Origin of the sequence: Variovorax gracilis (assembly GCF_030317115.1) — a bacterium.
GTDB classification, from domain to species: domain Bacteria; phylum Pseudomonadota; class Gammaproteobacteria; order Burkholderiales; family Burkholderiaceae_C; genus Variovorax; species Variovorax gracilis.
Genome location: NZ_JASZYF010000020.1, coordinates 1 through 24964, shown reverse-complemented (window position 1 = coordinate 24964; position 24964 = coordinate 1). Strand labels below are relative to the sequence as shown.

The 24964-nt window shown below is 64.7% G+C and carries 22 protein-coding genes and 1 pseudogene; 9 read left to right on the top strand and 14 right to left on the bottom strand.

All coding sequences use genetic code 11. The features are described from left to right. The first annotated feature begins 190 nt into the window (after positions 1-190). A complete protein-coding gene (locus QTH97_RS26610; protein ID WP_286571525.1) occupies positions 191-697 on the top strand; it encodes a lipocalin-like domain-containing protein in 507 nt (168 codons plus the stop codon). Between the two features lie 136 nt (positions 698-833). Here the strand turns inward: QTH97_RS26610 and QTH97_RS26605 are convergent, their stop codons facing one another. From QTH97_RS26605 to QTH97_RS26585, 5 genes are all read right to left on the bottom strand, one after another. Then, on the bottom strand, positions 834-1892 hold the full coding sequence (locus QTH97_RS26605) for a beta-keto acid cleavage family enzyme (protein ID WP_286571524.1): 1059 nt from the start codon (positions 1890-1892) through the stop codon (positions 834-836). 89 nt (positions 1893-1981) lie between these two features. Further along, positions 1982-2950, bottom strand: a complete 969-nt coding sequence (locus QTH97_RS26600; protein WP_286571523.1) for a Bug family tripartite tricarboxylate transporter substrate binding protein — start codon at positions 2948-2950, stop codon at positions 1982-1984. A gap of 141 nt (positions 2951-3091) precedes the next feature. Then, on the bottom strand, positions 3092-4165 hold the full coding sequence (locus tag QTH97_RS26595) for a beta-keto acid cleavage family enzyme (protein ID WP_286571522.1): 1074 nt from the start codon (positions 4163-4165) through the stop codon (positions 3092-3094). Positions 4166-4233: 68 nt separating this feature from the next. Beyond that, positions 4234-5076 (bottom strand): TauD/TfdA dioxygenase family protein, encoded by an 843-nt coding sequence (locus QTH97_RS26590; RefSeq protein ID WP_286571521.1) that lies wholly within the window; start codon positions 5074-5076, stop codon positions 4234-4236. 32 nt (positions 5077-5108) lie between these two features. Then, positions 5109-6077, bottom strand: coding sequence for a tripartite tricarboxylate transporter substrate binding protein (locus tag QTH97_RS26585; RefSeq protein ID WP_286571520.1), 969 nt, complete (start codon positions 6075-6077; stop codon positions 5109-5111). A gap of 191 nt (positions 6078-6268) precedes the next feature. Between QTH97_RS26585 and QTH97_RS26580 the strand changes: the two genes are divergently transcribed. The 7 genes from QTH97_RS26580 to QTH97_RS26550 all read left to right on the top strand — a co-directional run bounded on the left by QTH97_RS26580 (position 6269) and on the right by QTH97_RS26550 (position 13383). Beyond that, positions 6269-7240, top strand: a complete 972-nt coding sequence (locus QTH97_RS26580; RefSeq protein ID WP_286571519.1) for a quinone oxidoreductase family protein — start codon at positions 6269-6271, stop codon at positions 7238-7240. Between the two features lie 133 nt (positions 7241-7373). Continuing rightward, a complete protein-coding gene (locus QTH97_RS26575) occupies positions 7374-8414 on the top strand; it encodes an AraC family transcriptional regulator (RefSeq protein WP_286571518.1) in 1041 nt (346 codons plus the stop codon). A gap of 190 nt (positions 8415-8604) precedes the next feature. Continuing rightward, the gene (kce, locus tag QTH97_RS26570; RefSeq protein ID WP_286571517.1) at positions 8605-9540 is read left to right on the top strand and encodes a 3,5-dioxohexanoate:acetyl-CoA acetone transferase; all 936 of its coding nucleotides are present in this window, start codon (positions 8605-8607) and stop codon (positions 9538-9540) included. A 3-nt stretch (positions 9541-9543) separates the two neighbouring features. Next, positions 9544-10290, top strand: coding sequence for an SDR family NAD(P)-dependent oxidoreductase (locus tag QTH97_RS26565; protein ID WP_286571516.1), 747 nt, complete (start codon positions 9544-9546; stop codon positions 10288-10290). A 126-nt stretch (positions 10291-10416) separates the two neighbouring features. Continuing rightward, the gene (locus QTH97_RS26560) at positions 10417-11643 is read left to right on the top strand and encodes a porin (protein WP_286571515.1); all 1227 of its coding nucleotides are present in this window, start codon (positions 10417-10419) and stop codon (positions 11641-11643) included. Positions 11644-11677: 34 nt separating this feature from the next. Then, complete coding sequence (locus QTH97_RS26555) at positions 11678-12703, top strand: YeiH family protein (RefSeq protein WP_286571514.1); 1026 nt, start codon at positions 11678-11680, stop codon at positions 12701-12703. 188 nt (positions 12704-12891) lie between these two features. After that, the gene (locus QTH97_RS26550) at positions 12892-13383 is read left to right on the top strand and encodes a hypothetical protein (RefSeq protein ID WP_286571513.1); all 492 of its coding nucleotides are present in this window, start codon (positions 12892-12894) and stop codon (positions 13381-13383) included. On the opposite strand, the gene QTH97_RS26545 is transcribed toward QTH97_RS26550, so the two are convergent. From QTH97_RS26545 to QTH97_RS26530, 4 genes are all read right to left on the bottom strand, one after another. Then, on the bottom strand, positions 13380-14564 hold the full coding sequence (locus tag QTH97_RS26545; protein WP_286571512.1) for an alpha-hydroxy acid oxidase: 1185 nt from the start codon (positions 14562-14564) through the stop codon (positions 13380-13382). The two genes, QTH97_RS26550 and QTH97_RS26545, sit on opposite strands and share 4 nt — an antisense overlap. A gap of 86 nt (positions 14565-14650) precedes the next feature. Beyond that, positions 14651-15625: a tripartite tricarboxylate transporter substrate binding protein gene (locus QTH97_RS26540; protein ID WP_286571511.1), complete on the bottom strand. Its 975-nt coding sequence runs from the start codon at positions 15623-15625 to the stop codon at positions 14651-14653. Next, a complete protein-coding gene (locus QTH97_RS26535) occupies positions 15622-16872 on the bottom strand; it encodes a CaiB/BaiF CoA transferase family protein (protein ID WP_286571509.1) in 1251 nt (416 codons plus the stop codon). The genes QTH97_RS26540 and QTH97_RS26535 overlap by 4 nt, the downstream gene beginning before the upstream one ends. Further along, entirely contained in the window at positions 16872-17651 is a 780-nt protein-coding gene (locus tag QTH97_RS26530) for an enoyl-CoA hydratase/isomerase family protein (RefSeq protein WP_286571508.1), read from the bottom strand. Before QTH97_RS26530 ends, QTH97_RS26535 begins: the two co-directional genes overlap by 1 nt. A 119-nt stretch (positions 17652-17770) precedes the next feature. Between QTH97_RS26530 and QTH97_RS26525 the strand changes: the two genes are divergently transcribed. Continuing rightward, positions 17771-18712 (top strand): LysR substrate-binding domain-containing protein, encoded by a 942-nt coding sequence (locus QTH97_RS26525; RefSeq protein WP_286571507.1) that lies wholly within the window; start codon positions 17771-17773, stop codon positions 18710-18712. 7 nt (positions 18713-18719) lie between these two features. On the opposite strand, the gene QTH97_RS26520 is transcribed toward QTH97_RS26525, so the two are convergent. The 5 genes and pseudogenes from QTH97_RS26520 to QTH97_RS26500 form a co-directional block, all read right to left on the bottom strand. Then, the gene (locus tag QTH97_RS26520) at positions 18720-19778 is read right to left on the bottom strand and encodes an Ldh family oxidoreductase (protein WP_286571506.1); all 1059 of its coding nucleotides are present in this window, start codon (positions 19776-19778) and stop codon (positions 18720-18722) included. Continuing rightward, entirely contained in the window at positions 19775-21796 is a 2022-nt protein-coding gene (locus QTH97_RS26515; RefSeq protein ID WP_286571505.1) for an acyl CoA:acetate/3-ketoacid CoA transferase, read from the bottom strand. Before QTH97_RS26515 ends, QTH97_RS26520 begins: the two co-directional genes overlap by 4 nt. Positions 21797-21844: 48 nt before the next feature. Next, entirely contained in the window at positions 21845-23119 is a 1275-nt protein-coding gene (gene fahA, locus QTH97_RS26510; protein WP_286571504.1) for a fumarylacetoacetase, read from the bottom strand. A gap of 20 nt (positions 23120-23139) precedes the next feature. Beyond that, the gene (gene hmgA / locus QTH97_RS26505) at positions 23140-24432 is read right to left on the bottom strand and encodes a homogentisate 1,2-dioxygenase (protein ID WP_444813473.1); all 1293 of its coding nucleotides are present in this window, start codon (positions 24430-24432) and stop codon (positions 23140-23142) included. Positions 24433-24510: 78 nt separating this feature from the next. After that, a pseudogene (locus QTH97_RS26500) lies at positions 24511-24964 on the bottom strand (4-hydroxyphenylpyruvate dioxygenase family protein); the annotation flags it as partial.

Sequence of the window (24964 nt, the reverse complement as noted above, 5' to 3'; positions counted from 1 at the left end):
GATGCCGGCGCCGAGCCGGCCCTATTGCCGACCGTGAACATTCGATGGCGCAATGGCCTGGCAGCCCGTCAATCTTGTCTTTGCGTTCGCATCGGTTCACCATCATCGGTTCGGGCGTGCCGTCGTCCCGTGCCGGCGACTTGGCCCGAACGTTCCAGCAAACCAACGTCGAATGCGAGAGGGGGTTCCCATGAATACGCACACTCGGCTGCCAGGTTGCATCGTCTCCCTGGGCTTCCTGCTGTTCCTGCCACATGCGGCGATTGCAAAGGACAAGGCAACTCAGCCCAGCGGAGTCTGGGCGGTGTCGAGCATCGTCATCCGCGAAGTCGATTCGGGGGCAATCAGAAACCTGCTCGGAGAAAAACCTGTCGGCCATGCGATCTTCACCCGGGGCGGCCACTTCGTATGGGGTTGGGTCGGCGACGGCCGCAAGTCGCCGGCTGGGCCGGTGGCGACCGATGATGAACGCGTCGCGCTGTACCAAAGCCTGGCCTTTGGCACTGGGTCGTACCGCGTGGAGGGTAGCTCGGTGTTCCTTCGCTACGCCTCGTCGTGGAACCAGATATGGACCGGCACGGAACGGAAGGCAGAGATGCAGGTTTCAGGCAAGACGCTCACCTGGAAGTCGCCGCCGTACAAGCTTCCGGACGGGAAGGACGCGATCTCGGTCATCACCCTTGAGCGGAAGGAGTAGAAGACTGCCCGCCGCCCGGCTCGCGACCGGATCGTCACCGCGGCCGTTCATGAGGATGACCGGGCATGCTGAACCGGGTAGGGCATGCCGAGTACGTCTCGAGACGCAGGGCGTGCGACATCCCCTCGACGAGGAGTCAGGCGGCCTTGCGCAAGAACCCCTGGTTGGCCCCGTTGCGATTGGGCGCGAAGCCATTCGCCAGGAGCGATTCTTCCGCGGTGTCGTAGAAGACACCGATCTTCGAGATTTCGCGCGCCTGTCGGGCGGTCGCGATGGGGCGGCCGAACTGGCGCGAGATCTGCACCAGTTGCTCGATCTGCGCCACGGTGCCGATCTTGGCCGTGCGCGTCTGGTTCCAAAGCACGTCCTCGGTGCCGCAGCGCACGTGCAGACCCATGGCGATGCCCATCATGTTCACGGGCAGGACGTTGCGGACCGAACTTTCCACCGTGAGCACCGCGCCATCGGGAACGGCGCGCAGGAAGTTGGCGAGGTTGTAGATGTTCGGTGCGTCCATGCCACCGCTGATCGCCACCCAGTTCATCACCAGCGGGCCCTTGTAGACGCCGCGGCGCATCAGCCGCTCGACCGACTCGAAGCTGTTGATGTTGTAGCACTGGAAGGCGCTCTGGATGCCGGCGGCCGTGAGGCGGCGGATGTGCTCCTCGACCCAGCCGGGCTGGGCCGGCACCGTCATCTCCTTGTAGGCCTCGAAGATGGCGGGGATTTCCCGCGAGGTGCCCTTGAAGTCTGCCAGTTCGGCATGCTCCGTGACGTTCATCTGCGATGTGTTGACAGTCACAGTCACCTGGTCCGGTTTCGGATCGAGTTCGGCCAGCATGTGGCGCGTATCGTCGGACAGCCACTTGGCGGCCGCGCCCTCGGACTCCGGCGCGAAGCTGATCGAGCCGCCCACCTGGATGATCATCTCGGGCACGCGCGCACGCACGCCGGCGATGAGTTCGTTGAACTTGGACAGACGCTTGCTGCCCTTGCCATCGAGTTCGCGAACGTGCAGGTGCAGCACCGTTGCGCCGGCGTTGTAGCAATCCACCGCCTTCTGGATCTGCGCCTCCATCGTGACCGGGATTTCTTCCGGGAAGTCCGACGGATGCCAGCCCGGTGCATAAGGAGCGGCCGTGATGATCAGGGGCTGCTGGTTCTCGGGAAACAGGTGGCCGTCTAGGAAGTTCATGTCGTTTCGTCTCGGGTTGCAATGCGGATGTCGGAAGGATGGGAAGCACTCCGTACGGAGCACCTGGTACTCGGGAATGCTGGCTCGGGTCAGTTCGCTTGAATGCCGAACTTCTTTGCGATGGCGGCATTGCGCTCGGACAGCGCCCTGGTCTCGCCAAGCAGCGCGGGCGTGTCGACGCTCAGTTCAGGCTCGAGGCCCACGTCCATCAGCTTCTGCTGCACGGCGGGTGCCTGCGCTGCCTTTTCGATGGTTGCGTGAAGCCTCGCCAGCACCTCGGCCGGCAGCTTGCTGGAGCCTATGAAACCGACCCATCCCTGGAACTGGAGCTCCGGATAGCCGAGTTCTGCGGTGGTCGGCACATCAGGGAGGAATCTGGAGCGGCTTTTCCCGGAGAAGGCATAGGGGCGCAGCTTGCCGCCCTTGATCAGGGGCATGGAGGTCACCATGCCGTCGAACATGATGTCGACCTGGCCGCCGAGCAGGTCCTGCAGCGCGGGCGGTGATCCGGGATAGCCCACGTGCTGCATGTCCAGCCCGGCCCGGTCGCTGAGGATCAGTCCCGCGTACTGCGACACGGTGCCCGGGCTGTAGCTCGCGAAACTGGACTTGCCCTTGAGCGTCCTCAATTGCGCGACCAGGCTCTGGAAGTCCTTGGCGGGGTAGCCTGACGTGGTCACGAGCACGACGCCCGACCTGGCGATCGACGCGATCGGGAGCACATCCTTGAGCGGGTCGAAGGGCATCTTCATCACCTGCGGCGTCTCGGCCAGTACGTTGCTCGCCGCCACAACGATCGTGTTGCCGTCGGGCGCGGCCTGCAGCATGGCCTGGAGGCCGATCGAGCCGCCTGCGCCAGGGCGGTTCTCAACGATCACCGGTCGACCGATGTCGACAGCCATCTGTTGCCCGAGCACGCGGGCGACGATGTCCATCGTTCCACCGGGGGGCGCCGGGACGATGAGCCGCACCGGCCGGTCGCCCAAGGCCCAGGCGCCGAGCGCCAGCGAGCATCCGATCATCGCCAAGGAGGCGCGTGCGAGTCGCAGAAGATTCATAGGTTGTCTCCGGTATTCGTCGTGGCCGTCGTGGGTCCAACCCCGCAGGGCATGGCCGTGTTCCGGGGCAAGCGCCAGCCTCTGTTCATGCACCGCTGAGATGCACGATGCTGCCGAGGCGCTAGAGAACGTGGGTGTCGATCAAGCCACCAGTTCGCTGTCCGGCTTGCGCAGGAACCCCTGGTTGCCTCCGTTGCGATTGGGCGCGAAGCCATTGGCCTGGAGCGTCTCTTCCGCCGTGTCGTAGAAGACCCCGATCTTCATGATCTCCCGTGCCTGGTTCGCTGTGGCGATGGGACGGCCGAATTCGCCAGCGATGCGCACCAACTGCTTGATCTGCTCGACGGAGCTCATCTTTCCCGTGCGGGTTTGATTCCAGAGCACGTCCTCGATACCGCACCGCACGTGCAGGCCCAAGGCAATGCCGATCATGTTCACGGGCAGCACGTTCAGCACTGAACTTTCCACCGTGACCACCGCGCCGTCGGGCACGGCACGCAGGATGTTGGCCAGGTTGTAGATGTTCGCCTGATCCATGCCGCCGCTGATGGCCACCCAGTTCATCACCAGTGGTCCCTTGTAGACGCCACGACGGATCATTCGCTCGATCGTTTCGAAGCTGTTGATGTTGTAGCACTGGAATTCGCTCTGAATTCCGGCCGCTGTCAGGCGGCGGATGTGTTCCTCGACCCAGCTCGGATTGGCGGGCACAACCATGTCCTTGTAGGTTGCATAGAGGTGCGGGAATCCCCGCGACACGCCCTTGAAGTCTTCCAGGCCCGCATGCTCCGTCACGTTCATCTGCGAGGTGTTGACCGTCACCGTCACCTGATCGGGCTTCGGATCGAGCTCGGCGAGCATGTGGCGCGTGTCGTCGCTCAGCCACTTGGCGGCTGCGCCGTCGGATTCGGGTGCGAAGCTGATGGAGCCGCCCACCTGGATGATCATCTCCGGCACGCGGGCGCGCACCCCGGCGATCAGCTCGTTGAACTTCGACAGGCGCTTGCTGCCCTTGCCATCGAGTTCGCGCACGTGCAGGTGCAGCACGGTGGCACCGGCTTCGTAGCAATCCACCGCCTTCTGGATCTGATCCTCCATCGTGACAGGGATGTCTTCCGGAAAGTCCGAGGGGATCCAGCCCGGCGCATAGGGCGCGGCCGTGATGATCAGGGGCTGCTGGTTCTGGGGGTACAGGTGGCCGTCGAGGAAGTTCATGAGGATGGGTCTCCGAATGGGAATGTGACGTCGGGAATGTCGAACGGGGATGAAAAGATTTCAGGGATTCAGTACGGCACGTCGCCCACGATGCCGGCGCGCTCCATCTTTCGCGGTGCGGGCCAGTAGTCGTTGACTGCGTAGTGCTGCGTGCTGCGGTTGTCCCAGACGGCCACGTCCCCAGGCTGCCAGGACCAGCGCACCTGGTACTCGGGAATGGTGGCCCGGCTCGTCAGGTAGTTCAGCAGCAGCGATGCGCCCGGCAACTTGTCGATGCCGTGGCGGATGTTCTCCGGCGTGTTGTAGTTGACGAAGTGCGTGGTGAAGCCGCCTACGTACAGGATCTTCTCGCCGGTCTCGGGATGCGTGCGCACCACGGGGTGTTCGACCGGCGGGTTGTCCCGGTCCAGCTTCCTGCGTGCTTCCTCCGGCATGACGGCGCCGAAGGAAGGCTCGATGCTGGCCTTGGCCCGAAGCTTCAGGATCTTCTGCTTGATCTCCTCCGGCAGTTCCTCGTACGCCTGGACCATGTTGACCCAGATGGTGTCGCCGCCGATCTCCGGGCATTCGATGCAGCGCAGCACGGCACCCATGGAAGGGCTCTGGCGCCACAGGCCGTCGGAGTGATACGAGTTCTCGTAGCTGTGCCTGGAGTCGCTGCGATAGATGAGCCCCAGGCCCGGATACTTGGGGTCACTGTTGACCACCGGGTGGTCTTCCAACTTGCCGAAGCAACTGGCGAAGGCGACGTGGTCGGCGCGCGTGATGTCCTGGTTGCGAAAGAAAAGCACCTTGTGCTTGAGCAGCGCGGATTTGACCTGTGCGAAGAGTGCGGGGTTGCGCGCTGCTTCGCCGAGATGGACTTCGCTGACTTCGGCGCCAATGGCCGGCGTGACTTGCTTGATCTGCATTTCTTGCTCTCTGATGGAATTGCGGCGCTGGGTCAGTTCGCCTGGATGTTGAACTTCTTGACGATGGCGGCGTTGCGCTGGGACAGCAACTTGTTCTCGGCCAGCAGGGCAGCCGAATCGATGCTCACATCGGGCTCCACGCCCACGTCGATCAGCTTCTGCTGCACGGCGGGCGCATCGGCTGCCCTCTTGATGATTGCCTGGAGCTTCGCCAGGACGTCGGCCGGCAGCTTGCTGGAGCCGTAGAAGCAGACCTGTCCCTGGAACTGGATGTCCCGGTAGCCGAGTTCGGTCATGGTCGGCACGTCCGGGAAGTACCTGGACCGGCTTTTCCCGGAGACCGCGTAGGGGCGCAGCATTCCACTCTTGATCAGGGGCAACGACGTCACCATGCCGTCGAACATGACGTCGACCTGGCCGCCGATCACGTCCTGAAGCGCGGGCGGCGATCCGGCGTAACCGACGTGCTGCATGTCCAGTTCAGCCTGGCTGCTGAGGATCAGCCCCGAGTACTGCGACACGGTTCCCATGCCGTAGCTGGCGAAGCTGGATTTGCCCTTGCGCGCCTTCAACTGCGCGACGAGGCTCTGGAAGTCCTTGGCTGGGTAGCTTGCACCGGTCACGAGCACGTAGCTCGACGACGCCACCCTGGCGATGGTGACGATGTCCTTCAGCGGGTCGTACGGAACCTTCATCACCTGCGGCGCTTCCACCAGCAAGTTGCTCGCCCCCAGCAGGATCGTGTTGCCGTCCGGTGCCGCCTGCAGCATGGCGCTGAGCCCGATCGAGCCCGTGGCGCCGGGGCGGTTCTCGACGATCACCGGTCGGCCGATGTCCGCGGAAATCTGTTGCCCGACCACGCGGGCGGCGGTGTCCATCGTTCCGCCCGCTGGTGCCGGGACGATGACTCTCAGGGGCTTCTCGCCGGATGCCCAGACGTTGAGCGCCAGCGAGCACGTGATCAACGCCATCGCGGGGCGTGCCAATCGATGCAGGTTCATTTCCAGTCTCCATTTCCTGTTCGTTTCGGACAGTTCTGTCAGCGGGTCCAGTATCTGGCGCACCGGCGACCCGCTCTTGCTTATCGGGGACATGAAATTGTCGAAATGGGGCATAACCGACGGCGAGCTTCCACTCCCGTTGCCGTCCCTCAAGAATCGCGTCTCCACATGCATTCACAAGGACACAAACCATGACCAAGGCCATCCGCCTTCATGAAACCGGGGGCGCAGAGGTCCTCAGATTCGAGAACGTCGAAGTCGGCGAACCCGGCGCGGGCCAGGCCCGCGTCCGCCACAGCTTCATTGCCGTCAACTTCGCCGACATCTACTTTCGCACCGGCCTCTACCCGCTGGCTCTGCCCAACGGCCTGGGCACCGATGCGGTGGGTGTGGTCGAGGCCGTCGGGCCCGGCGTGACGGACATCCGCGTAGGCGACAGGGTGGGCTACCTGGTCGGGCCGCCGGGCGCCTACGCGCAGGCTCGCGTGATGCCTGCAGAGGTGCTCATTCCCCTGCCCGAGGGCATCACGGATCGCACCGCCGCGTCGCTCATCATGAAAGGCATGACCGCGCAATATCTGTTTCGCCAGGTCTATCCGCTGAAGGGAGGCGAGACCATCCTCTACCACGCGGCGGCAGGCGGTGTCGGTCTCATCGCGTGCCAGTGGGCGCGAGCCATGGGCGTGACCATGATCGGTACCGTCAGCACCGACGAAAAGGCCGCCATCGCGAAGGCCAACGGCTGCGCGCACACCATCGTGACATCGCGCGAGGACATCGCCGCGCGCGTGAAGGAGATCACCGAAGGAAAGGGCGTTCCCGTCGTCTACGACTCGGTCGGCAAGGACACGCTGGAAGCTTCGCTCGATTGCCTTCAGCCTCGCGGAACCCTGGTGAGCAACGGCACTTCGTCGGGCCCGGTGATCCTCGACACCAGGCTGCTCGCGACCAAGGGTTCCATCTGGCTCACCCGGCCGGCGATGAGGCACTACATCGAGCCGCGTGCGCACATGCTCGACATGGCGCGGGAGCTGTTCGACCATGTGCTCGCCGGCCACATCGTCAGCGAGCCGAAGCAGAGCTTCGCCCTGGCCGATGCCGCAGAAGCGCACCGCGCGCTCGAGGGGCGCAAGACGATCGGCTCCACCGTCCTCGTCCCCTGAGCGACGTGCGATCGCGATCCGCCCGCCACGGCGACGAGTTCTGCGATCGTCGGCTGGGACCGGCCGTGCCAGGCGCGGGAGGCGCATCTCCGCGGGGAAGGTCGGTACCATAATGGCGCTCAAGCACCGTCCCATGAGACACATTGCACGACTCATGCGCAGCGCCAGCTTGAGCGGCTACGTCGAGTTGGTGAAGTCGCTCGGTCGGGACCCCTATGCCTTCATGCGAACCGTCAGGCTGCAGGCGAAGGTCCTCGAAGATCCCGAGACGCTGATCCCGAGAGATGCCGTGCGGGAATTGCTGGAGATCACCGCGCGCGCCACGCACACCGAGGATCTGGCGCTGCGTCTTGCGGCGCAGCGCAAGCTCTCCGCCCTCGGACCCATCAGCCTCGTGCTGAGGGAGGAGGCCACGCCGAGGGACGCCCTCGACACGCTGTGCCGCTATCTCAAGCTGGTCAATGCCTCGCTGACGGTCCATGTCGAGGACACCGACAGCGTGGTGGTCATCCGGGAAGACTTGATGCCAAGCCCCGGGCTGCCGATGCGACAGTCGGTGGAACTCGCCGTGGGCACCATGTTTCGCATGCTGAGCGATTTGATCGGCCCGCACTGGCGACCGCTCGAAGTCTGCTTCACGCATCGACCACCCGAAGACGTTGCCGCCCATCGCGCCTTCTTCGGCCGGCGCGTCAAGTTCAACCAGGAATTCAACGGACTGGTCTGCCTGGCGATCGACCTGTCCAAGCCACGCGAGCCGGGAGACCAGGTGGCGGCCGGCTTCGCACGCAAGTACCTGGAAGCGGCCCTCAGGGATCGCAGTGAAAGCGTGCATGACAGCTGCCGACAGCTCATCCTCGCATTGCTGCCGGGTGGCGCCTGCGGTGCCCGGGAGGTCGCTCGGCACCTGGGCGTCGATCGTCGCACGCTGCACCGTCGGCTCGCCGCGGAGGGTCTCACGTTCAGTAGCTTGCTCGACCAGGTGCGCTCGGACCTGGTCAAGCGCCATCTGCGCGAGAGCGACCTGCCGCTGAGCGAGGTGGCAGAGCTGCTGGGCTTCTCCGGCCCCAGCAGCTTCAGTCACTGGTTCCAGAGCCAGTTCGGCTGCAGCGCCTCGCAATGGGTCAGGCAAGCGGCGGACATGGCGGCGGCGGGAGCGCACAGGCCGTCCTGATCGGTTGGCGGTTTCCAGTTCGCGGCGGTCCTGGCGGCGGCGACCCGGAACTGTCTCAGATCGACAAGTCCGCGTCCCCAAGGAGCAAGCGCCAAGGCTTGCGTCGCTGGATACTTGATTCCAGGAAATCAGGCAACGCCCGTCGCTTGATTCATTCCATTTGAATCAAGCTACCGAGGAAACATCTGCCATGGCAGCACCCCAAAGCAAGGTCATCGTGACGTGTGCGGTGACCGGAGCGATCCATACGCCGAGCATGTCGCCGTACCTGCCGATCACGGCGGACGAGATCGCCCGCGAGGCGATTGCAGCCGCGGAAGCGGGCGCGGCCATCGTTCATCTGCACGCGCGCAATCCCGAGACCGGCCAGCCCTCGCAGGACCCGGCGCTGTTCAGGACCTTTCTTCCGGTCATCGCGCAGCACTCGGACGTGGTGGTCAACCTCACGACGGGCGGTGCTCCGAACATGCTGGTGGAGGAGCGCCTGCAGCCCGCATTGCAGCTCAAGCCCGAGGTGGCGTCGCTGAACATGGGATCGATGAACTTCGGCCTGTATCCCATGCTGGGCCGCCACAAGGAATTCAAGTACGAGTGGGAGCGGCCCTACCTCGAGGGCTCGGAAGACCGCGTGTTCCGGAATACCTTCAAGGAGATCCGCTACATCCTCGAATCCTGCGCGGCGAGCGGCACCCGGTTCGAGATCGAGTGCTATGACACCAGTCACCTCTACACGGCGGCGCATTTCATCGACCGCGGCATCCTCAAGCCGCCATTCTTCATTCAGTCCGTCTTCGGACTGCTGGGCGGAATCGGCACGCACCCCGACGACCTGATGCACATGCGCAGGACCGCCGAGCGCCTGTTCGGCCAGGACTACTACTGGTCGGTCCTCGGCGCCGGGCGCAGCCAGATTGCGCTGGCTGCCATGGCCGCTTCGATGGGAGGGAACGTTCGCGTCGGGCTCGAGGACTCGCTGTGGGACGGGCCCAGGCGCCTCGCGAGGAGCAACGCCCAGCAAGTGCAGCGCATCGTCTCGATGCTGAAATCGATGAACCTGGAAGTCGCAACCCCCGCGCAAGCGCGCGAGATGCTGCAACTCAAAGGCAAACACGCGGTCGCGTTCTGATCCATGACTGAAACTGTAGTTCTCGTGACCGGCGCTACCGCCGGAATTGGCCGCGCGACCGCTCGTGCATTCGCCCGCGAAGGCGCCCGGTTGATATGTTCCGGTCGCAATGCCACGGCCGGAGCCACGCTCGTTGCCGAACTGCGCGAGATGGGCGCCGAGGCGGAGTTCGTAGCTGCCGACGTCAGCCGCGAGGAAGAGGTGCGCCAACTCGTCGACCGCACCGTTGCGCGCTATGGCCGGCTGGATGTTGCCGTCAACAGTGCCGGGACCGAGGGAACGCCCGGGTCGATCGTCGACCAGACCGTCGAATCCTATTCGGCGACCTTCGGCGCGAATGTCCTGGGAACCTTTCTCAGCATGAAGCACGAACTGCGCGTGATGCTTCAGCAGAAGCACGGCGTCGTGGTCAACCTTTCCTCCACGATGGGGAGCCGCGGCAACGCACAGAACCCGATGTACGTCGCGAGCAAGCACGCGATCGAGGGCCTGACCAAGTCAGCAGCACTCGAGGCAGGCCGGTCGAACGTGCGAGTCAACGCGGTGGCTCCCGGTCCCATCGACACCGGGATGCTGGAACGCATCGCAGGAGGGGTTGAAAAGATCGCGGCGGTCGCCGCGGCGATTCCTGCCGGCCGCATCGGCACCGCCGAGGAGGTCGCCGACGCCATCGTCTTCATGGCGTCCGATCGCGCCAGGTACATCTCGGGGCAGATCTTGGCAGTCAATGGCGGCAAGACGGCCATGTAGGTCGAGGCGCCCACCGCCCGTGCGTCCGACGCCGTCCGGATGCAGACATGCGCATTCCTCGGGCGGCCATTTGACCGCCCATCACTTTTCAGTAACGAAGATAACGAAGGTAACGAAGAGACGCCCATGAGAAAACCCTTGATCGCCTTGACCGTCCTCGCTGCCGGTGGCGCCGCGGCTCAGTCCTCCGTCACGATGTTCGGCGTCATCGACGCCACGGTCAGCGGCTATTCGAACATGGCGGAGACTCCGTTCGGCGTCGGCGTCACCACCAGCAGCACGGTCCAGAACAGTGGGGGCTACGCCAGCAGCCGCCTGGGCTTTCGAGGCACGGAGGATCTCGGTGGCGGTGCGGCTGCCAGCTTCTGGCTGGAAGCCGGAGTGCTCAACGACACCGGCACCGGCTTCGCACCTGGCGGCGGGCTTGCTTTCAACCGTCGTTCGACGATCAGCCTGTCAGGCGTGCTGGGCGAAATCCGCCTCGGCAGGGACTACACACCCACCTTCTGGAACGACGCCGTGGCCGATCCGTTCACCTCCAATGGCGTGGGCATCAACCTGATTGCGACCGCGAGTGGTTTCAACACACCAGGCCAGGCCGCCAACGGATTCCAGGCGAACCCCAACTACATTCGCGCTTCCAACTCGGTGGGCTACTTCCTGCCACCGGACCTGGGCGGCTTCTATGGCCAGTTCATGTACGGCTTCAACGAAGCGATCAAGTACGACCCGGGCGTCTTGACACCCGACGCACCGAACAGCCAGCGAGCCGGGCGCTACGTCGGCGGTCGCTTCGGCTACACGAAGGGGCCCTTGGATGTGGCATTGGCGGCAGGTCGAAGCACGATTGGAGACCAGTTCTTCCTGGGCACGACGACCAACCTCCAGATCTGGAACGTCGCCGCCACGTACGACTTCGGCGTCATCAAGCTGTTCGGCGAATACTCGAACAACAAGCTGAAGACAGACTTCTCCGGCATCCCGCCGGTCGCGAACGCTCTTGGCTTCACCAGCCCGGGGGCCAATGGCGCGCTGGTCGGCTTGACGGTGCCGGTCGGGCCCGGGCTGATTCGAGCCGTCTACACCCAGGTGAAGTACAACAACGTCACTGCCGCAAATCAGATTGCTCCTGGCCTGTCTCCGGACCCGAAGTCCGAGAAGTTCGCTCTCGGCTATGTCTACAACCTGTCGAAGCGTACGGCCGTCTACGCGACGGTTGCACGGATCGACAACAAGAACGGTGCCGACCTGACTGTGGGCGGGCCCGCCTACTTCACGAAGGCGATCAACGGGTCGGTGCCAACGCCACAGTCGTCGACTGGCTATGACGTCGGCATCCGACACGCCTTCTGATCGAACCCTTCGCCCAGTTGCAAGCGCATTCCCAATGACCGCATTGACTTTGGCTGGTTGGCCCACGCTCGGACGCCAGTTGTTCCCCGGCGTCCTCGCCAGTGTCGTCGTGGCCGCGGCGGCCACGTTCCTGTCGCAGCACTATGGCGCGCCTGTCATGCTCTTCGCGCTGCTGCTCGGCATGGCGATGAACTTCCTGTCCGCCAACGGCCCCTGCACTGCCGGCATCGAGTGGACAGCACGTCAGGTGCTGCGCCTGGGCGTGGCGCTGTTGGGCTTGCGCATCACCACTGGCCAGATTGCGGCCATGGGCTGGCATCCGGTGCTGATGGTGGCGGCGTCGGTAGCGCTCACCATCGGCCTGGGCATCGGGTTGGCGAAGCTGATGGGGTATCGCAGCTTCTTCGGCCTGCTCACGGGCGGCTCCGTCGCGATCTGCGGCGCCTCGGCGGCCATGGCGCTTTCAGCGGCCATGCCGAACCATGCCATCCGGGAACGCGCCACTCTGTTCACCGTGATCAGCGTCAGCGCGCTGTCGACGCTGGCGATGATCGTCTATCCGATGATCGTGCGCGCGCTGGGCCTCGATCCGGTACAGGCTGGCATCTTCCTCGGCGGCACCATCCATGACGTGGCCCAGGTCGTAGGTGCCGGCTATGGCATGTCCGTCGCCACCGGCGATGCCGCCACCTTCGTGAAGCTGCTGCGCGTCACGATGCTCCTGCCGGTGATCGCGTTCGCGGGCTTCCTGACCCGAGCCCATCAAGGCAACGCCGTCGAGGGCAAGCGTCCGCCGCTGTTGCCCGTGTTCGCGGTTGCCTTCGCGGTACTGGTCGCGATCAACAGCACGGGCTGGGTGCCCAAGGCGGTCACACAAGCGGGCATGGACCTTTCGCAATGGTGTCTCGTTGCCGCGATCGCCGCGATCGGCATGAAGACCCAGTTGAAAGAGCTGGCAACGGTGGGGTGGAAGCCCATCGCCCTGATGGTTGGCGAAACAATTTTCCTCGCCGTGATCGTGGCGGCTTGGCTGCACTGGAGCGGCGGAGCACTCGGGTGAGCAATGCAGGCGTCAGCCTCCGTCCCGCTGGGCGGTTTCGCGGCGTAACACCGGAGTGACAGTTGCCGGCTTCTTGTTGAACCCGCCGTTGGCTGAGCGGATGATGTTCGGTGCTGCGCGCAAGCTGAATGACGGTCTGAGGCCGCGTTGAATCGCAGCGTTCATGTGGCCTTGCAGAAGGAACAACCATGAACTACCCATTGCAGATGATCAGCCTGGCGGCCTTCATTGCGGCGACGACATTTTCTGCGTTTGCGCAGGCCCCGGTCACGTACAAGGCAACGTGCCAAGGGATTGGCATGGCTCCGCAAGAACCTGTCGGCGACCGCGAAGGTCACACCTTTTCGTTCGGCCAATACAGTTGTCAGATCCAGGGTGGACCGTTCGACGGCGCGATCTTGACGGGTTCGACCGTTTGGGAGTCGGAAAAGGGCAATTCCATCCTCCTGGCTGGCAATGGCGCAATTCGCAAGCCGGGCCTGTCGGCGATCTTCCTGCTGACCGATGGCAAGAACTCGACGACCATGGTGGATGGCAAGGCGACAGGTTTTGCCGGAAGCGCAAAGGGCGTCTACAAGATCGCAGCGGGCACCGCGTCGTCGCTTGCCGGCAAGTCATACAGATCCACGTTCCGGACCATCGGAGGCGGGCAGTTTGTGATCGAGACGACCGTGGACTAAAGCTCGAAGCCATCCGTCGGGAGGCGCTCTCTCCCTTGCACCCGACCCCTCAGGTCCTGAACGCGTGTCGCGCCGCTCAGGGCCATTTCGCAGTCGAACTCGGCGGCCAGGATGCGCAAGGCGTGGCGTGCGCCTGCCTCGCCGCCGGCAGCAAGCCCGAACAAGGTGGGGCGTCCAAGTTGGACAGCGTCAGCCCCGAGCGCGATGGCCTTTGCAATATCAGCCCCGTGGCGGAAGCCGCTGTCGATCAGGATCGTCAGCCTCCCGGCCGCGGCGTCGACGACCGAGGGCAACTGTTCGATCGTCGAGGATGCGCCATCGAGTTGCCGACCTCCGTGATTGGAAACCACCACGCCCTCAAGGCCGGCAGCCAGCGCGAGCCTGGCATGTTCGGCCGATGCCACTCCTTTCAGGACCAGCTTTCCTGGCCATCGCTCACGCAGCCAGTCCAGATCGCGCCACGTGAAGCCGTCGTTGATCTGGCGCTGCATCACTTCAGAGATGGTGGCACCTTGCGGCACGTTGCCGACGATCTCGGCGAACAGCTGGAGTGTCGGGGAGCCGTGGCGCAGCATTTGCACCGCCCATCCCGGTCGCCGGGCGGTATCTGCCAGCTTGCGTGGCGACCAGCGAAAGGGCAGGGTGAAGCCGTTGCGTATGTCGCGATTGCGCCGACCCGCAACCGCGGTGTCGCCTGTGAGTTGCAGGACCTTGAACCCTGCGTGGTCGATGCGATCCAGTAGCGCCTGCGCCAATCCGCGGTCCCTGAGCATGTAGAGCTGGAACCAGCGCATCGGTCCAGCGGCCTGAACCAAGGGGTCGAGACCGACAGTGGCGGCCGTGCTCATGACAAAAGGAATGTTTTCTTGCCGCGCGGCGCGCGCCAGGCACAGGTCGCCCTGTGCCCAGTACGCGCCATTCATGCCGGTCGGACCGATCACCATCGGGAGCGCGACTCGCTCGCCAAACAGGGTTGTGCCGGGATCGCGCTTCGACAGGTCGACCAAGATCTCTGGGCGCAGCAGGAATCGATCGAAGCCTGCGCGGTTTCGACGAGCGGTGGCTTCAGAGCCAGAGGCTCCATCGATGTAGTCGAAGACCATGCGCGGCAGCTTGCGCGAAGCGATGAGCCGCAGGTCCTCGATGGAGGCGGCGTGCGCCAGGGATGCGGCGATGGTCATGGATCGCTTCGCATCAGGCATCCACCGCAAGCCCGACCGAGGCCGGCCCGGTTGACGCTTCCCTGAGTGAGGGGATCTTCATGATGTCAATCGGCTCGCAGCTTGGCGCTTTGAACCAAAGCCTTTGACGCCACGGCTTCGTCGTCGATCACTTTCTGAAAGGCAAGCGCGGTGCCACCAACCGCGGTCGTTCCCATGCCATCGATGGCCGTCTTGACCGCCGGGTCCGAGATCACCTTGTTCAACTCGGCGTTGAGCTGCGCCAGGATCGGCGCAGGCGTTCCCTTCGGCGCCAGGATCCCGAGCCAGGTCAGGTGCACAAAGGGTTTGCCGATCACCTCCGTGACGGTGGGCACATCGGGCAGCGTGGGCCAGCGCTTCTCGGAAGTGACCGCAAGCGCTTTCAGCTTCCCCGCCTTGACGTGGGGAAGCGCGGCGCCCAACGTGGCTGACACCACAGGGATCTGACCGCCCATTGCGTCGGCCAGAGACGGACCGGACCCCTTGTACGGCGCGTGCGCCAGGGTAACGTCGGCGGTTCGCTGGAACATCTCGAACGCAATGTGGCTGGGAAGCCCGATGCCAGGACTGCCGTAGGCGATGCTTCCGGGTGAAGCCTTGCTCTTGTCGATCAGTTCCCGCAGGGTGCTGAACGGCGCATTCGGCGCGGCGACGAAGATCGAAGGGCCGCGAGTCAGTTCGATGACCGACGCGAAGTCGTCGAGCTTGTAGGGCGGCTTGGCGAACAGGGAGACATTCAATGGATGGTTGTTCCCCGTCAACAGCAGCGTGTAGCCGTCTGCCGGGGACCGCACGACGGCTTCCGTGGCGATGTTGCCGCCACCGCCGCCCTTGTTGTCGATCAGCACAGGCTGACCCATCGCTCGCGAAAGGCGGTCTCCCACGAGGCGCGCGATCGCGTCGGCGCTGCCGCCAGGGGACGACGGCACGACCAGACGGATCGGCTTGTCGGGCCATGCCGAATGGGCAGGAAGCGCGGTGGCGCTCGCGCCTGCTGCGAGCGCCGCGATGGCGAGCCTGGAAAGTGTCGAAGAGATCATGGGGTCTCCAGTAGTTGAATGGCGTCTTGCAGTTCCGGATGGACGTGAACCGTGCCGGCCTCGGCCAGCCGCTGAATCTCGGCCTCGGCATAGCCCAGTTCGCGCATGACCTCTGCCGTGTGCTGTCCATAGAGCGGGGCGCCGCGGCGGGTCACGCCGTTGCCATGCGAGAACTTGATCGGGAGGCCCAAGGCGTCCACCTCGCCGGCAACCGGATGGTCGACACGGATCACCATGTCGCGCGCGCGCGTCTGCGGATCGTCCAGGACCTGCTTCATGTGCTTGACCGGGCCTGCTGGTACGCCAGCCTGCTCGAACGCCTCGACCCAGCTGTCCGTGCTGCGTGTGCGAAGGACACCGGACATCGTCTCGACGAGGAGCTCAAGATTCTTCATGCGCGCACCATTGGTCGCGAACATGGGATCGGTCGCCATGCCGGGGAGGCCGAGCGCATTGCAGGTGCCGACCCAGGTGGCCTGGCTCATCGCGCCGATATTCAGCCAACCGTCTTGCGTGGGGAAGGCCTGATACGGCGCCGCCACCGGGTGAGCCGAACCCATGGGTGCGGCGGACCGCCCGGTCGCGAAAGCCATGGCCGCAGGCCAGTACGTGTGCACCAGCGAAGCTTCGAGCAAGGAGGTGTCGACATACTGACCCTCGCCAGTACGCAAGCGCTCGATATAGGCAGCCAGGATGCCGGTCGCGGCGAGGATGCCGGCTGTGACGTCGCCTACCGGTACACCGACCTTGACGGGAGGGCGGCCGGGGCCTTCGCCGGTGAGTCCCATCAGGCCCGACATCCCCTGCGAGATCAGGTCGTAGCCCGCGCGTTGGGCATAGGGCCCGGTGATTCCGAAGCCGGTGATCTTGCAATACACCAGGCCGGGATTGGTCTCGCGCAACGAGTCGAAGGCGAGACCCATCTTCTCCATGGTGCCCGGGCGGTAGTTCTCCAACACGATGTCGGCCGTGTCGATCATCCGCTTGACCAGGGCCTTGCCCTCGGCGCTCTTGAGATCGACCGCGATGCCGCGCTTGTTGCGGTTCAGGATCATGAAAGAGGCCGACTCGCCGTTGACTTCCGGCGGGACGGTGCGCCGTGTGTCATCCCCTCCGGGCAGCTTCTCGACCTTGACGACGTCAGCACCCATGTCGGCCAGCAAGAGGCCGCCGACCGGGCCGGCCATCACATGCGCGAGTTCGACCACGCGCAGCCCGGCAAGCGGGCCTTTCCATTCCTTAGTCATCACTTTCCTTTGAATGCGGGGGGTTCTTTGGCGAGGAAGCTGCGGTATCCCTCGACGAAATCTTCGGTGTCGTAGCAGGCGTAGCCTTCTTCCTGCTCGTGCGCGGACACCGGCGTGCCCTGCCGCAACCGGGCGACGAACTTCTTGTGCCAACGCGCCGAGAGCGGGGCTCCGGCCACAATGCGCGAGACGGTCTTTTGCAACTCGTCGTCGAATTGCACGTTCGGAACGACGCGGCTCACGATGCCTTTGGCATGGGCTTCGGCGGCGCCGATCAAACGACCTTCGAGCAAGAGTTCCAGCGCGACCTGCGGACCCGCCAGACGCACAAGGCCTTCGAGTTCGGGATACGCCAGCACGGCACCCAGTCGTGCGATCGGCACGCCGAAACGCCCGTCATCGCTCGCGATACGGAAGTCGCAACCGGCAGCGAGTTCCAGTCCCCCGCCGACGCACACGCCACGAATCGCGGCGACGGTCGGGATGGGGCAGTCGCGCACCGCGTGCATCGCACGGTGTCCATGCCGGGCGAAGGCGATGCCCTGTTCCCTGGTGGATCGGATGGCCGCGAACTCGTCGATGTCGGCGCCGCTGCCAAAGGCCTCCGTGCCGGCGCCGCGAAGCACGATGCAGCGAAGGTCGCTCTGGGCCGAAAGTTCGAGCACGGCATCGCCCATGGCGATCCACATCGCCTGGCTCATCGCATTTCGCTTGGCCGCGTTGTCGATGGTGATGGTGGCGACGTATCCGTCACGCTCCACAATGATGGTTCCGCTCACAGAGGATCTCCGTTGATGTGGCTGGAGTTTGGAGTGCTGCGAGGCGCTTGAAAAATACGGATTGCGGCTGCCGCTATCGATCGGCGATATATCCGGGACAACCCTTGGGAGCCAGAACCTTGGAACTTCGTCAGCTCAAGTACTTCGTGCGCATCGTGGAGGCGGGCAGCGTGTCGCGGGCTTCTCAGTCCCTGCACGTCGCCCAGCCGGCGCTGAGCAGTCAGCTCGGCCGGCTCGAGGATGAACTCGGCACGAAGCTGTTGACGCGGAGTGTTCGTGGCGTGGTGCCGACGGAGGCGGGCGCCGCCGTCTATCGCCAGGCCCAACTCATCCTCAAGCAGGTCGACGCGACGCACCTCATTGCGTCGCAGGCGGACGCAGGTCCGGCGGGCCGCGTCGCGATCGGGCTGCCCTGGACAGTGACGTCCGTGCTGGGACTGTCTCTCCTGACGGAGGTCAGCACCGAACTGAAGGCGGTTCGCCTCGAGGTGGTGGAGGGGCCGAGTTCGGTCCTCGCGCAGATGCTGGCCCAAGGCAAGTTGGATCTTGCGGTGCTGTTCGACAACACCACGGACGGAGGCTTGCGCATGCAGCCGGTCGTGGCTGAACCGCTCCTGCTGGTCGGTGCCCGCGGGACGCTGACGGGGCGAAGCAGCGCTACGCTGCAAGAAGTTGCCGCACTTCCGCTGCTGTTGCTCAGTCGTCCCAATGGCATCCGCGAAGAGATCGAGCGAATCTGGGCTGTTCACGAGGTGAAACCGAACGTTGTGGCCGAGATCAATGCGCCTGGCCTTTTGATCGAGGCGGTCAAGGCGGGATTGGGCTTCTCTGTGTTGCCTTCGTGCGCGATGGAGGAACAGCTCCGTCGAGGCGACATCGATGCCCTTGAGCTGGAAGGCGGTTCGCTGACCCGTACGGTCTACCTGAGCACGTCACGCCTGTTCGCCCTGACGCGCGCCGCAGAGCATGTCTACATGCTGGTGGAGCAGTTGATGAAAGACGCGATAGACAAGGGGGACTGGACCGGACGACTGCTTGCCGAGGCGCCCGAGCCGAGCTGAGCCGGGCTCAAGCCGCTTCAAGATCGAAAGGGCGCCCAACGCTTCTTCCGAGTGCTCGCAATTCGGCGAGCAGGCCTGCCGGCACGGGTATGCCTTGCCGGAGGCGTTGCTGTTCGCACTCCGCCTGGCGCTGGCCTGGGTAGCGGGCGCCCAGCCCCGAGGCTTCCAGATAGGTCTGCATCCATGCGCTCACGCTGGCATCGAACGCGCCCTGGCCGACGGCCAGCGCGGGGTTGATGACCAGCAGGAATGCGCTCACGTTGGCGGCCGGCCCGCGCAGATCGGTTGGCGCCGCCGCGTCCTCGCCTGGCACGAATCCATGGAGGCTGCCCGCAAGGCATTCGACCAGCATGGCCAGCCCGAGTCCCTTGTGCCCCGCGATCGGCTGCATGGCGCCTTGCAGCGCCAGGGCAGGGTCGGTGGTGGGCGTTCCATCGGGCCCGATGGCCCAGTCGCGAGGGATTGCATCCTTGCCTTCACGCAGAGCCTGTGCCACATGGCCTCGCGCCACCACGCTGTGCGCCATGTCAAAAACCAGAGGAGGGCGTCCCACGAGCGGAACGGCGAACGCCAGGGGGTTGTTGCCAATGACGGGTCCTCTTGCGCCGGGCAAGGCCATGACAGGTGGCGTGCGTTGGCAGAGGATGGCGAAGAAGCCTCGCTCGGCTGCCGACAGGACGAAGCCTCCGAGTGCCGCCAGATGGCCGGTGGACCGAATGCTGCATGCGACCAATGCGCTGGTGCGAGCGGCCAGCATCGCTTCATCCAGCGCAAACGAGGCGACGACCTGGCCCAGGCCATTGTCGCCATCGCAATGCAGGAGGCCGTGGCGTCGCTCCATCCGGGGACGGGCCTGCGCGTTCACTTCGCGTGTGGCCAGTTTGTCCACGTAAGCCGGCAGGCGGGCCAGACCGTGTGTGTCGATGCCGCGCAGGCTTGTCCGTACCAGAACCTTTGCCGTCAAGGTTGCGGGCGCTTCCGCGACGCCCTGGCGCATCAAGACCGCGGTGGCCCAGCGCTGCAGAGCCTTGGCCGCAAATCGCTCGGAGACAGGAGAGAGGTTCATTGCGACCTTGTTCGACGGGTCGAGGTCTGAAGTGCCGCCTGCGCCTCTTCCTCCGATTCGAAGACATGGGGCGCCAACTTGCGGCGTCGCAGCGCTTCGCCCAGCTTGGAGCGCAGGAACGCGCTCGTGGTGTAGCGGGTCACGCCCGAATAGAAGCGCGAAACGATGTCGCTCACGCATTGCGTCCACGCGTCTTCCATCTCGCGGTCCAGCACGAACCCTTCGTAGTTCACGACGGCGTTGACACGGTGGCCCAGTGGCTCGCAGATCGAGATGATCTTTCGCGCGATCGCTTCCACGATGTCCGCTGATCTCACTTCAAAGCGCTCGAGGTTGATGTAGAGCACGTTCTTCGATTCGTCGTAGACGAACCGTGCGTCGAAGGGCAGGTGGACGAGATCCTTTCTCAAGCCCATCGGCTCGTCCACAAAGATCCTGGCATCCATGGGCATCGGATCGATCACCACGGGCGCGAAGTCCATCCTGTCGAGGATGTCCCGCTGGAGGTCGACGCCCGGCGCGATCTCGGTCAACTCCATCCCGGCTGCGGTGAGCCGGAATACGCAACGCTCGGTGACGAAGATCACCTCCTGGCCGCGCGCTGCCGCATGGCTCCCCGAGAAGGTCCGGTGTTCGACGAGCGGCACGAACTTGCGTGTTGCGCCATCGCGCGCAATGACGAGCCGGCCGCCGTGCACCTCGATGTCGCAGGCACCCGAATTGAACGTGCCAGCGAAGACCACTTTTTTCGCGCTCTGGCTGATGTTGATGAAGCCGCCCGCACCTGCGAGCCGCGGGCCGAATTTCGAGACGTTGACATTGCCTTCGGCGTCGGCTTGCGCGAGGCCCAGGATCGCGAGGTCGAGGCCGCCGCCGTCGTAGAAGTCGAACTGGTACGGCTGGTCGATCACGGCCTGTGTGTTGATCGCCGCGCCGAAGTTCAAACCGCCTGCCGGGATGCCGCCGATAACGCCCGGTTCGGCGGTCAGCGTGATCAGGTCGGCGACCTTTTCCTCGGCCGCCACGCAGGCGACGCCTTCGGGCATCCCGATACCGAGGTTCACGATGCCGTTGGAGCGAAGCTCCATGGCGGCGCGCCGCGCGATCACCTTGCGCACGCCCAGCGCAATGGTTTCCGCATCGCTGGACGGCACGCGCATCTCGCCCGCGAACGCGGCACTGTAGCTCGTGCCGAAGGTCTGCTGGTGGTTTTCGGGCGAGGCCACGACGACGCAGTCGACCAGTACGCCTGGAATCTTGACCTGCCGGGGATTGAGCGACCCGCGCTCCGCGATGCGCTCGACCTGCACGATCACGAGGCCACCCGAGTTGTGCGCGGCCATCGCGATCGACAGCATCTCGAGCGTCAGCGCCTCGCGCTCCATCGTGACGTTGCCGTCGCCATCGGCGGTCGTGCCGCGCACGATCGCGACGTCCACGGGGATCGCCTTGTAGAACAGGAAGTCCTCGCCGCCGACGTTCATCAGGGTGACCAGGTCGTCCTTCGTTCGGTCGTTGAGCTTGCCGCCCCCGAAGCGGGGATCGACGAAGGTGCCCAGCCCGATACGGCTCAGATGACCCGGCTTTCCTGCCGCGGTGTCGCGAAAGAGGTGCGTGATCACGCCCTGAGGCAGGTTGTAGGCTTCGATCTCGTTGTTCACGGCCAGGCGCTGGAGCTTGGGAACCAATCCCCAATGACCTCCGATCGCACGTCGCACCAGTCCCGCGTGTGCAAGGTGATTCAGCCCGCGATCCTTGCCATCGCCCTGCCCCGCCGCATAGAGCAAGGTCAGATCGCGGAGATTGTCCGGTCCGGCGTCCTGGGGCTGGCCCAGATAGCGAGCCTCCAGCGCGGTTGCCACTTCTTCGGCAAAGCCGATGCCGACAAAGCCGCCGGTCGCAACCGTGTCTCCGGAGCGGATCAGCCGTACGGCGTCTTCGGCATTGACGATCTTCCCTCGGCTGGCCGACCTCAACGACGGCGGGGAACGCTGGGTGGATGTGTCTGTGGTGGGCATGGAGCGAAGTCGTCCGGCTCGTTCATCGGTCGTCCTTGGCTCCTGCCTTCACAGGCGAGCCGGAGTGACGGTGCCACGGCATTCACCGAATCCGATGCGCCGGAAGCCCTCTCTCTGGCAGTAGCCGCGCAGAATGACGGTGTCGCCGTCTTCCAGGAACGTTCGAGTCTCTCCGTTGGCCAGCTTGATCGGCTTCTTGCCGCCATCGCTGAGCTCCAGGAGGGAGCCACCCTGCCCAGCACCAGGGCCGGACAGCGTGCCCGAACCGAAGAGGTCACCCGCTCGCAGGTTGCAGCCGTTGACGGTATGGTGCGCGACCATCTGCGCGACCGTCCAATAGGCATCCGCATAGTTGGACGTCATGAGGCGTTCGCCCGGTGAGCCGGCCGTCTTCATCGCCGGGGTCTGCAGCCAGACCTCGAGGTCGATGTCGATGGCGCCTGATTCACGGTTGGCCGGCGAATCCAGGTAGGGCAGCGGCTGCGGATCGCCCGGGGGATGGGCAAAGGCCTTGCGGAAGGGCTCGAGGGCGTCCATGGTCACGATCCAAGGCGCCAGCGTGCTGGCGAAGTTCTTCGAGAGAAAGGGGCCGAGCGGCTGGTACTCCCAGCCCTGGATGTCGCGCGCGCTCCAGTCGTTGAAGAGGGCGATGCCGAACACGTGCTCCTCGGCCGACGACATCGGGATGCGATCGCCCGCGATATTGGGCCGCGAGATGAAGATGCCGACCTCCAGTTCGTAGTCCAGGCGGCGGCACGGGCCAAAGGTCGGGGCTTCCGAGTCCGGCGACTTGGTCTGGCCGAGCGGCCTCGGGAAGCCGTGCCCGCTGGCAAAGATCGACGAGGCCCGGCCGTGGTAACCGATGGGCACCCACTTGTAGTTGGGCAGCAAAGGGTTGTCGGGGCGAAACTGCTTTCCGACCGTCGTGGCGTGATGGATGCTGGTGTAGAAGTCGGTGTAGTCGCCGATCTCGCAGGGCAACTCCATCGTGACTTCCGACTGTGGGATCAGGGCGGCGCGAAACTTGACCTCATCCGCGCTCCCCTTGCGCAAACCTTCGGAGATCGCTTGTCGCAGGGCCTGACGGGCTTCTCGGGGAAGCCGCATCAACTGGTTCATCTGCACGTTCTGGACGAGGCCCACACGGCGCAGGTCGAGCACCTGGTCGCCGATGGCGACGCCGATGCAGAGGCCGTCGTCGTCTTCGCGCCGGAAGCGCCCGAATGGAAGGTTCTGGATCGGAAAATCGGTGGCTGGATCGTTGGCCGAATCGAGCCAGCTTTGCAGACCCGCGTCATGCGTGGTGTCGGTGGTGAGTGCCATGGTGGGTTCCTCGGTGGAGTTCAAGGCTTGTTCGGATCAAAGTGCTTCTGCAGTCCCTGCCAGCAACGGTAGTAGTCGTCCTGCAGTTCGGCCGATTCGAGCGCGTGTCGGGTGGGACGCAGGACGCAACGCGTCTCGAACATGAACGCCATCGTGTCCCGGATCACGTCGGGCTTCGACAGGTCGGCGTGACTGGCCTTTTCGAAGGTCTCGGCATCGGGCCCGTGGCCGGTCATGCTGTTGTGCAGGCTCGCGCCGCCCGGCGAAAAGCCTTCCGCCTTGGCGTCATAGGCACCGTGGACCAGGCCCATGAACTCGCTCGCGATGTTGCGGTGGAACCAGGGCGGACGGAAGGTGTCCTGCATCGCGAGCACGCGCGGCGGAAAGATCACGAAGTCGATGCTGCTGACACCGGGCGTGTCGGAGGCGCTGTGAAGCACCAGGAAGATCGACGGATCCGGATGGTCGTAGCTGATCGAGCCGATGGCGTTGAAGCGACGCAGGTCGTACTTGTACGGCGCGTAGTTGCCGTGCCAGGCGACGACATCGATGGGGGAATGGGTCATCTGCGCAGACCACAGCTGGCCCATGAACTTGGCCACCAGTTCGTGCGGCCCGTCGATGTCCTCATAGGCTGCGACGGGTGTCAGGAAGTCGCGCGGGTTGGCCAGGCCGTTGGAGCCGATGGGTCCCAGGTCGGGAAGTCGGAAGTTGGCGCCATAGTTCTCGCAGATGTAGCCGCGCGCCAGATCGTCGAGCAGTTCGACGCGGAATCGAACGCCGCGCGGGATGACGACGATGTCCTGAGGCTCTGCCTCGATCACGCCCAACTCGGTGACAAAGCGCTGGCGTCCTTGCTGCGGAACGATCAGCATTTCGCCGTCGGCGTTGTAGAACACGCGCCGCGTCATCGACCGATTCGCGATGTACAGATGGGCAGCGGCGCCGGACTGGGCGTGCGGGTCGCCGTTGCCCGCCATCGTCACGATGCCCTGGATGAAGTCCGTTGGCACCTTGGGTGGCGGCAGCGGATTCCAGCGCAGCTGGTTCGGTGGCGCGGGAACCGCGCCGAAGTCGCTGACGATGCGGCCGGCGTCGATGCGCTCGAAGGGGGTGTGCATCGCGGACGGGCGGATGCGGTAGAGCCACGAGCGCCGGTTGTCCGCCCGCAAGGCGGTGAACGAGGTGCCGCTGAGCTGCTCGGCGTACAACCCATAGGGACAGCGCTGCGGGGAGTTCCTGCCCTCGGGCAGCGCACCGGGCAGCGCTTCCGTAGCGAATTCGTTGCCAAAGCCTGACTGGTACTTGTGCATGGTGGCTTGATCTCCGGGATCGACGTCAGTGCGAGAGTTCCTCGAGGGAGAGTCCATGGGTCCTGGCTGAAAGAGCACTCAGTCCGTCTGCAGCACGCCGCGGCGCACCTGGTCGCGTTCGATCGACTGGAACAGCGCCTTGAAGTTGCCCTCGCCGAAGCCCTCGCTGTAGTCGCCCTTGCGCTGGATGAACTCGAAGAACACCGGGCCACCGAAGGCCGTCTCCGAGAAGATCTGCAGCAGCAGGCGCGGCGTGCCGCCTTCGGTGGTGCCGTCCAGCAGGATGCCGCGCGCCTGCAACTCGGGCACCGGCTGGCCGTGGCCCGGCAGGCGCGTCTCGAGCATCTCGTAGTAGATGTCGTTGGGCGCGGTCATCAGCGGCACGCCGGCCAGGCCGAGCTGGTCGATCGTGTCGAGCAGGTGTCGCTGAGCAGCGCGATGTGCTGGATGCCCTCGCCGTTGAACTTCATCAGGAACTCCTCGATCTGGCCCGAGCCCTTGGCCGACTCCTCGTTCAGCGGAATGCGGATCT

What these genes read in the sequence shown, in the direction of transcription:
- QTH97_RS26520 (WP_286571506.1), bottom strand. Translation starts at nt 19,778, where the DNA reads ATGAACCTCTCTCCTGTCTCCGAGCGATTTGCGGCCAAGGCTCTGCAG.
- hmgA (WP_444813473.1), bottom strand. Translation starts at nt 24,432, where the DNA reads ATGCACAAGTACCAGTCAGGCTTTGGCAACGAATTCGCTACGGAAGCG.
- QTH97_RS26575 (WP_286571518.1), top strand. Translation starts at nt 7,374, where the DNA reads ATGAGACACATTGCACGACTCATGCGCAGCGCCAGCTTGAGCGGCTAC.
- QTH97_RS26545 (WP_286571512.1), bottom strand. Translation starts at nt 14,564, where the DNA reads ATGACCATCGCCGCATCCCTGGCGCACGCCGCCTCCATCGAGGACCTG.
- QTH97_RS26540 (WP_286571511.1), bottom strand. Translation starts at nt 15,625, where the DNA reads ATGATCTCTTCGACACTTTCCAGGCTCGCCATCGCGGCGCTCGCAGCA.
- kce (WP_286571517.1), top strand. Translation starts at nt 8,605, where the DNA reads ATGGCAGCACCCCAAAGCAAGGTCATCGTGACGTGTGCGGTGACCGGA.
- QTH97_RS26535 (WP_286571509.1), bottom strand. Translation starts at nt 16,872, where the DNA reads ATGACTAAGGAATGGAAAGGCCCGCTTGCCGGGCTGCGCGTGGTCGAA.
- QTH97_RS26600 (WP_286571523.1), bottom strand. Translation starts at nt 2,950, where the DNA reads ATGAATCTTCTGCGACTCGCACGCGCCTCCTTGGCGATGATCGGATGC.
- QTH97_RS26560 (WP_286571515.1), top strand. Translation starts at nt 10,417, where the DNA reads ATGAGAAAACCCTTGATCGCCTTGACCGTCCTCGCTGCCGGTGGCGCC.
- QTH97_RS26515 (WP_286571505.1), bottom strand. Translation starts at nt 21,796, where the DNA reads ATGCCCACCACAGACACATCCACCCAGCGTTCCCCGCCGTCGTTGAGG.
- QTH97_RS26595 (WP_286571522.1), bottom strand. Translation starts at nt 4,165, where the DNA reads ATGAACTTCCTCGACGGCCACCTGTACCCCCAGAACCAGCAGCCCCTG.
- QTH97_RS26585 (WP_286571520.1), bottom strand. Translation starts at nt 6,077, where the DNA reads ATGAACCTGCATCGATTGGCACGCCCCGCGATGGCGTTGATCACGTGC.
- QTH97_RS26555 (WP_286571514.1), top strand. Translation starts at nt 11,678, where the DNA reads ATGACCGCATTGACTTTGGCTGGTTGGCCCACGCTCGGACGCCAGTTG.
- QTH97_RS26580 (WP_286571519.1), top strand. Translation starts at nt 6,269, where the DNA reads ATGACCAAGGCCATCCGCCTTCATGAAACCGGGGGCGCAGAGGTCCTC.
- QTH97_RS26565 (WP_286571516.1), top strand. Translation starts at nt 9,544, where the DNA reads ATGACTGAAACTGTAGTTCTCGTGACCGGCGCTACCGCCGGAATTGGC.
- fahA (WP_286571504.1), bottom strand. Translation starts at nt 23,119, where the DNA reads ATGGCACTCACCACCGACACCACGCATGACGCGGGTCTGCAAAGCTGG.
- QTH97_RS26605 (WP_286571524.1), bottom strand. Translation starts at nt 1,892, where the DNA reads ATGAACTTCCTAGACGGCCACCTGTTTCCCGAGAACCAGCAGCCCCTG.
- QTH97_RS26610 (WP_286571525.1), top strand. Translation starts at nt 191, where the DNA reads ATGAATACGCACACTCGGCTGCCAGGTTGCATCGTCTCCCTGGGCTTC.
- QTH97_RS26590 (WP_286571521.1), bottom strand. Translation starts at nt 5,076, where the DNA reads ATGCAGATCAAGCAAGTCACGCCGGCCATTGGCGCCGAAGTCAGCGAA.
- QTH97_RS26550 (WP_286571513.1), top strand. Translation starts at nt 12,892, where the DNA reads ATGAACTACCCATTGCAGATGATCAGCCTGGCGGCCTTCATTGCGGCG.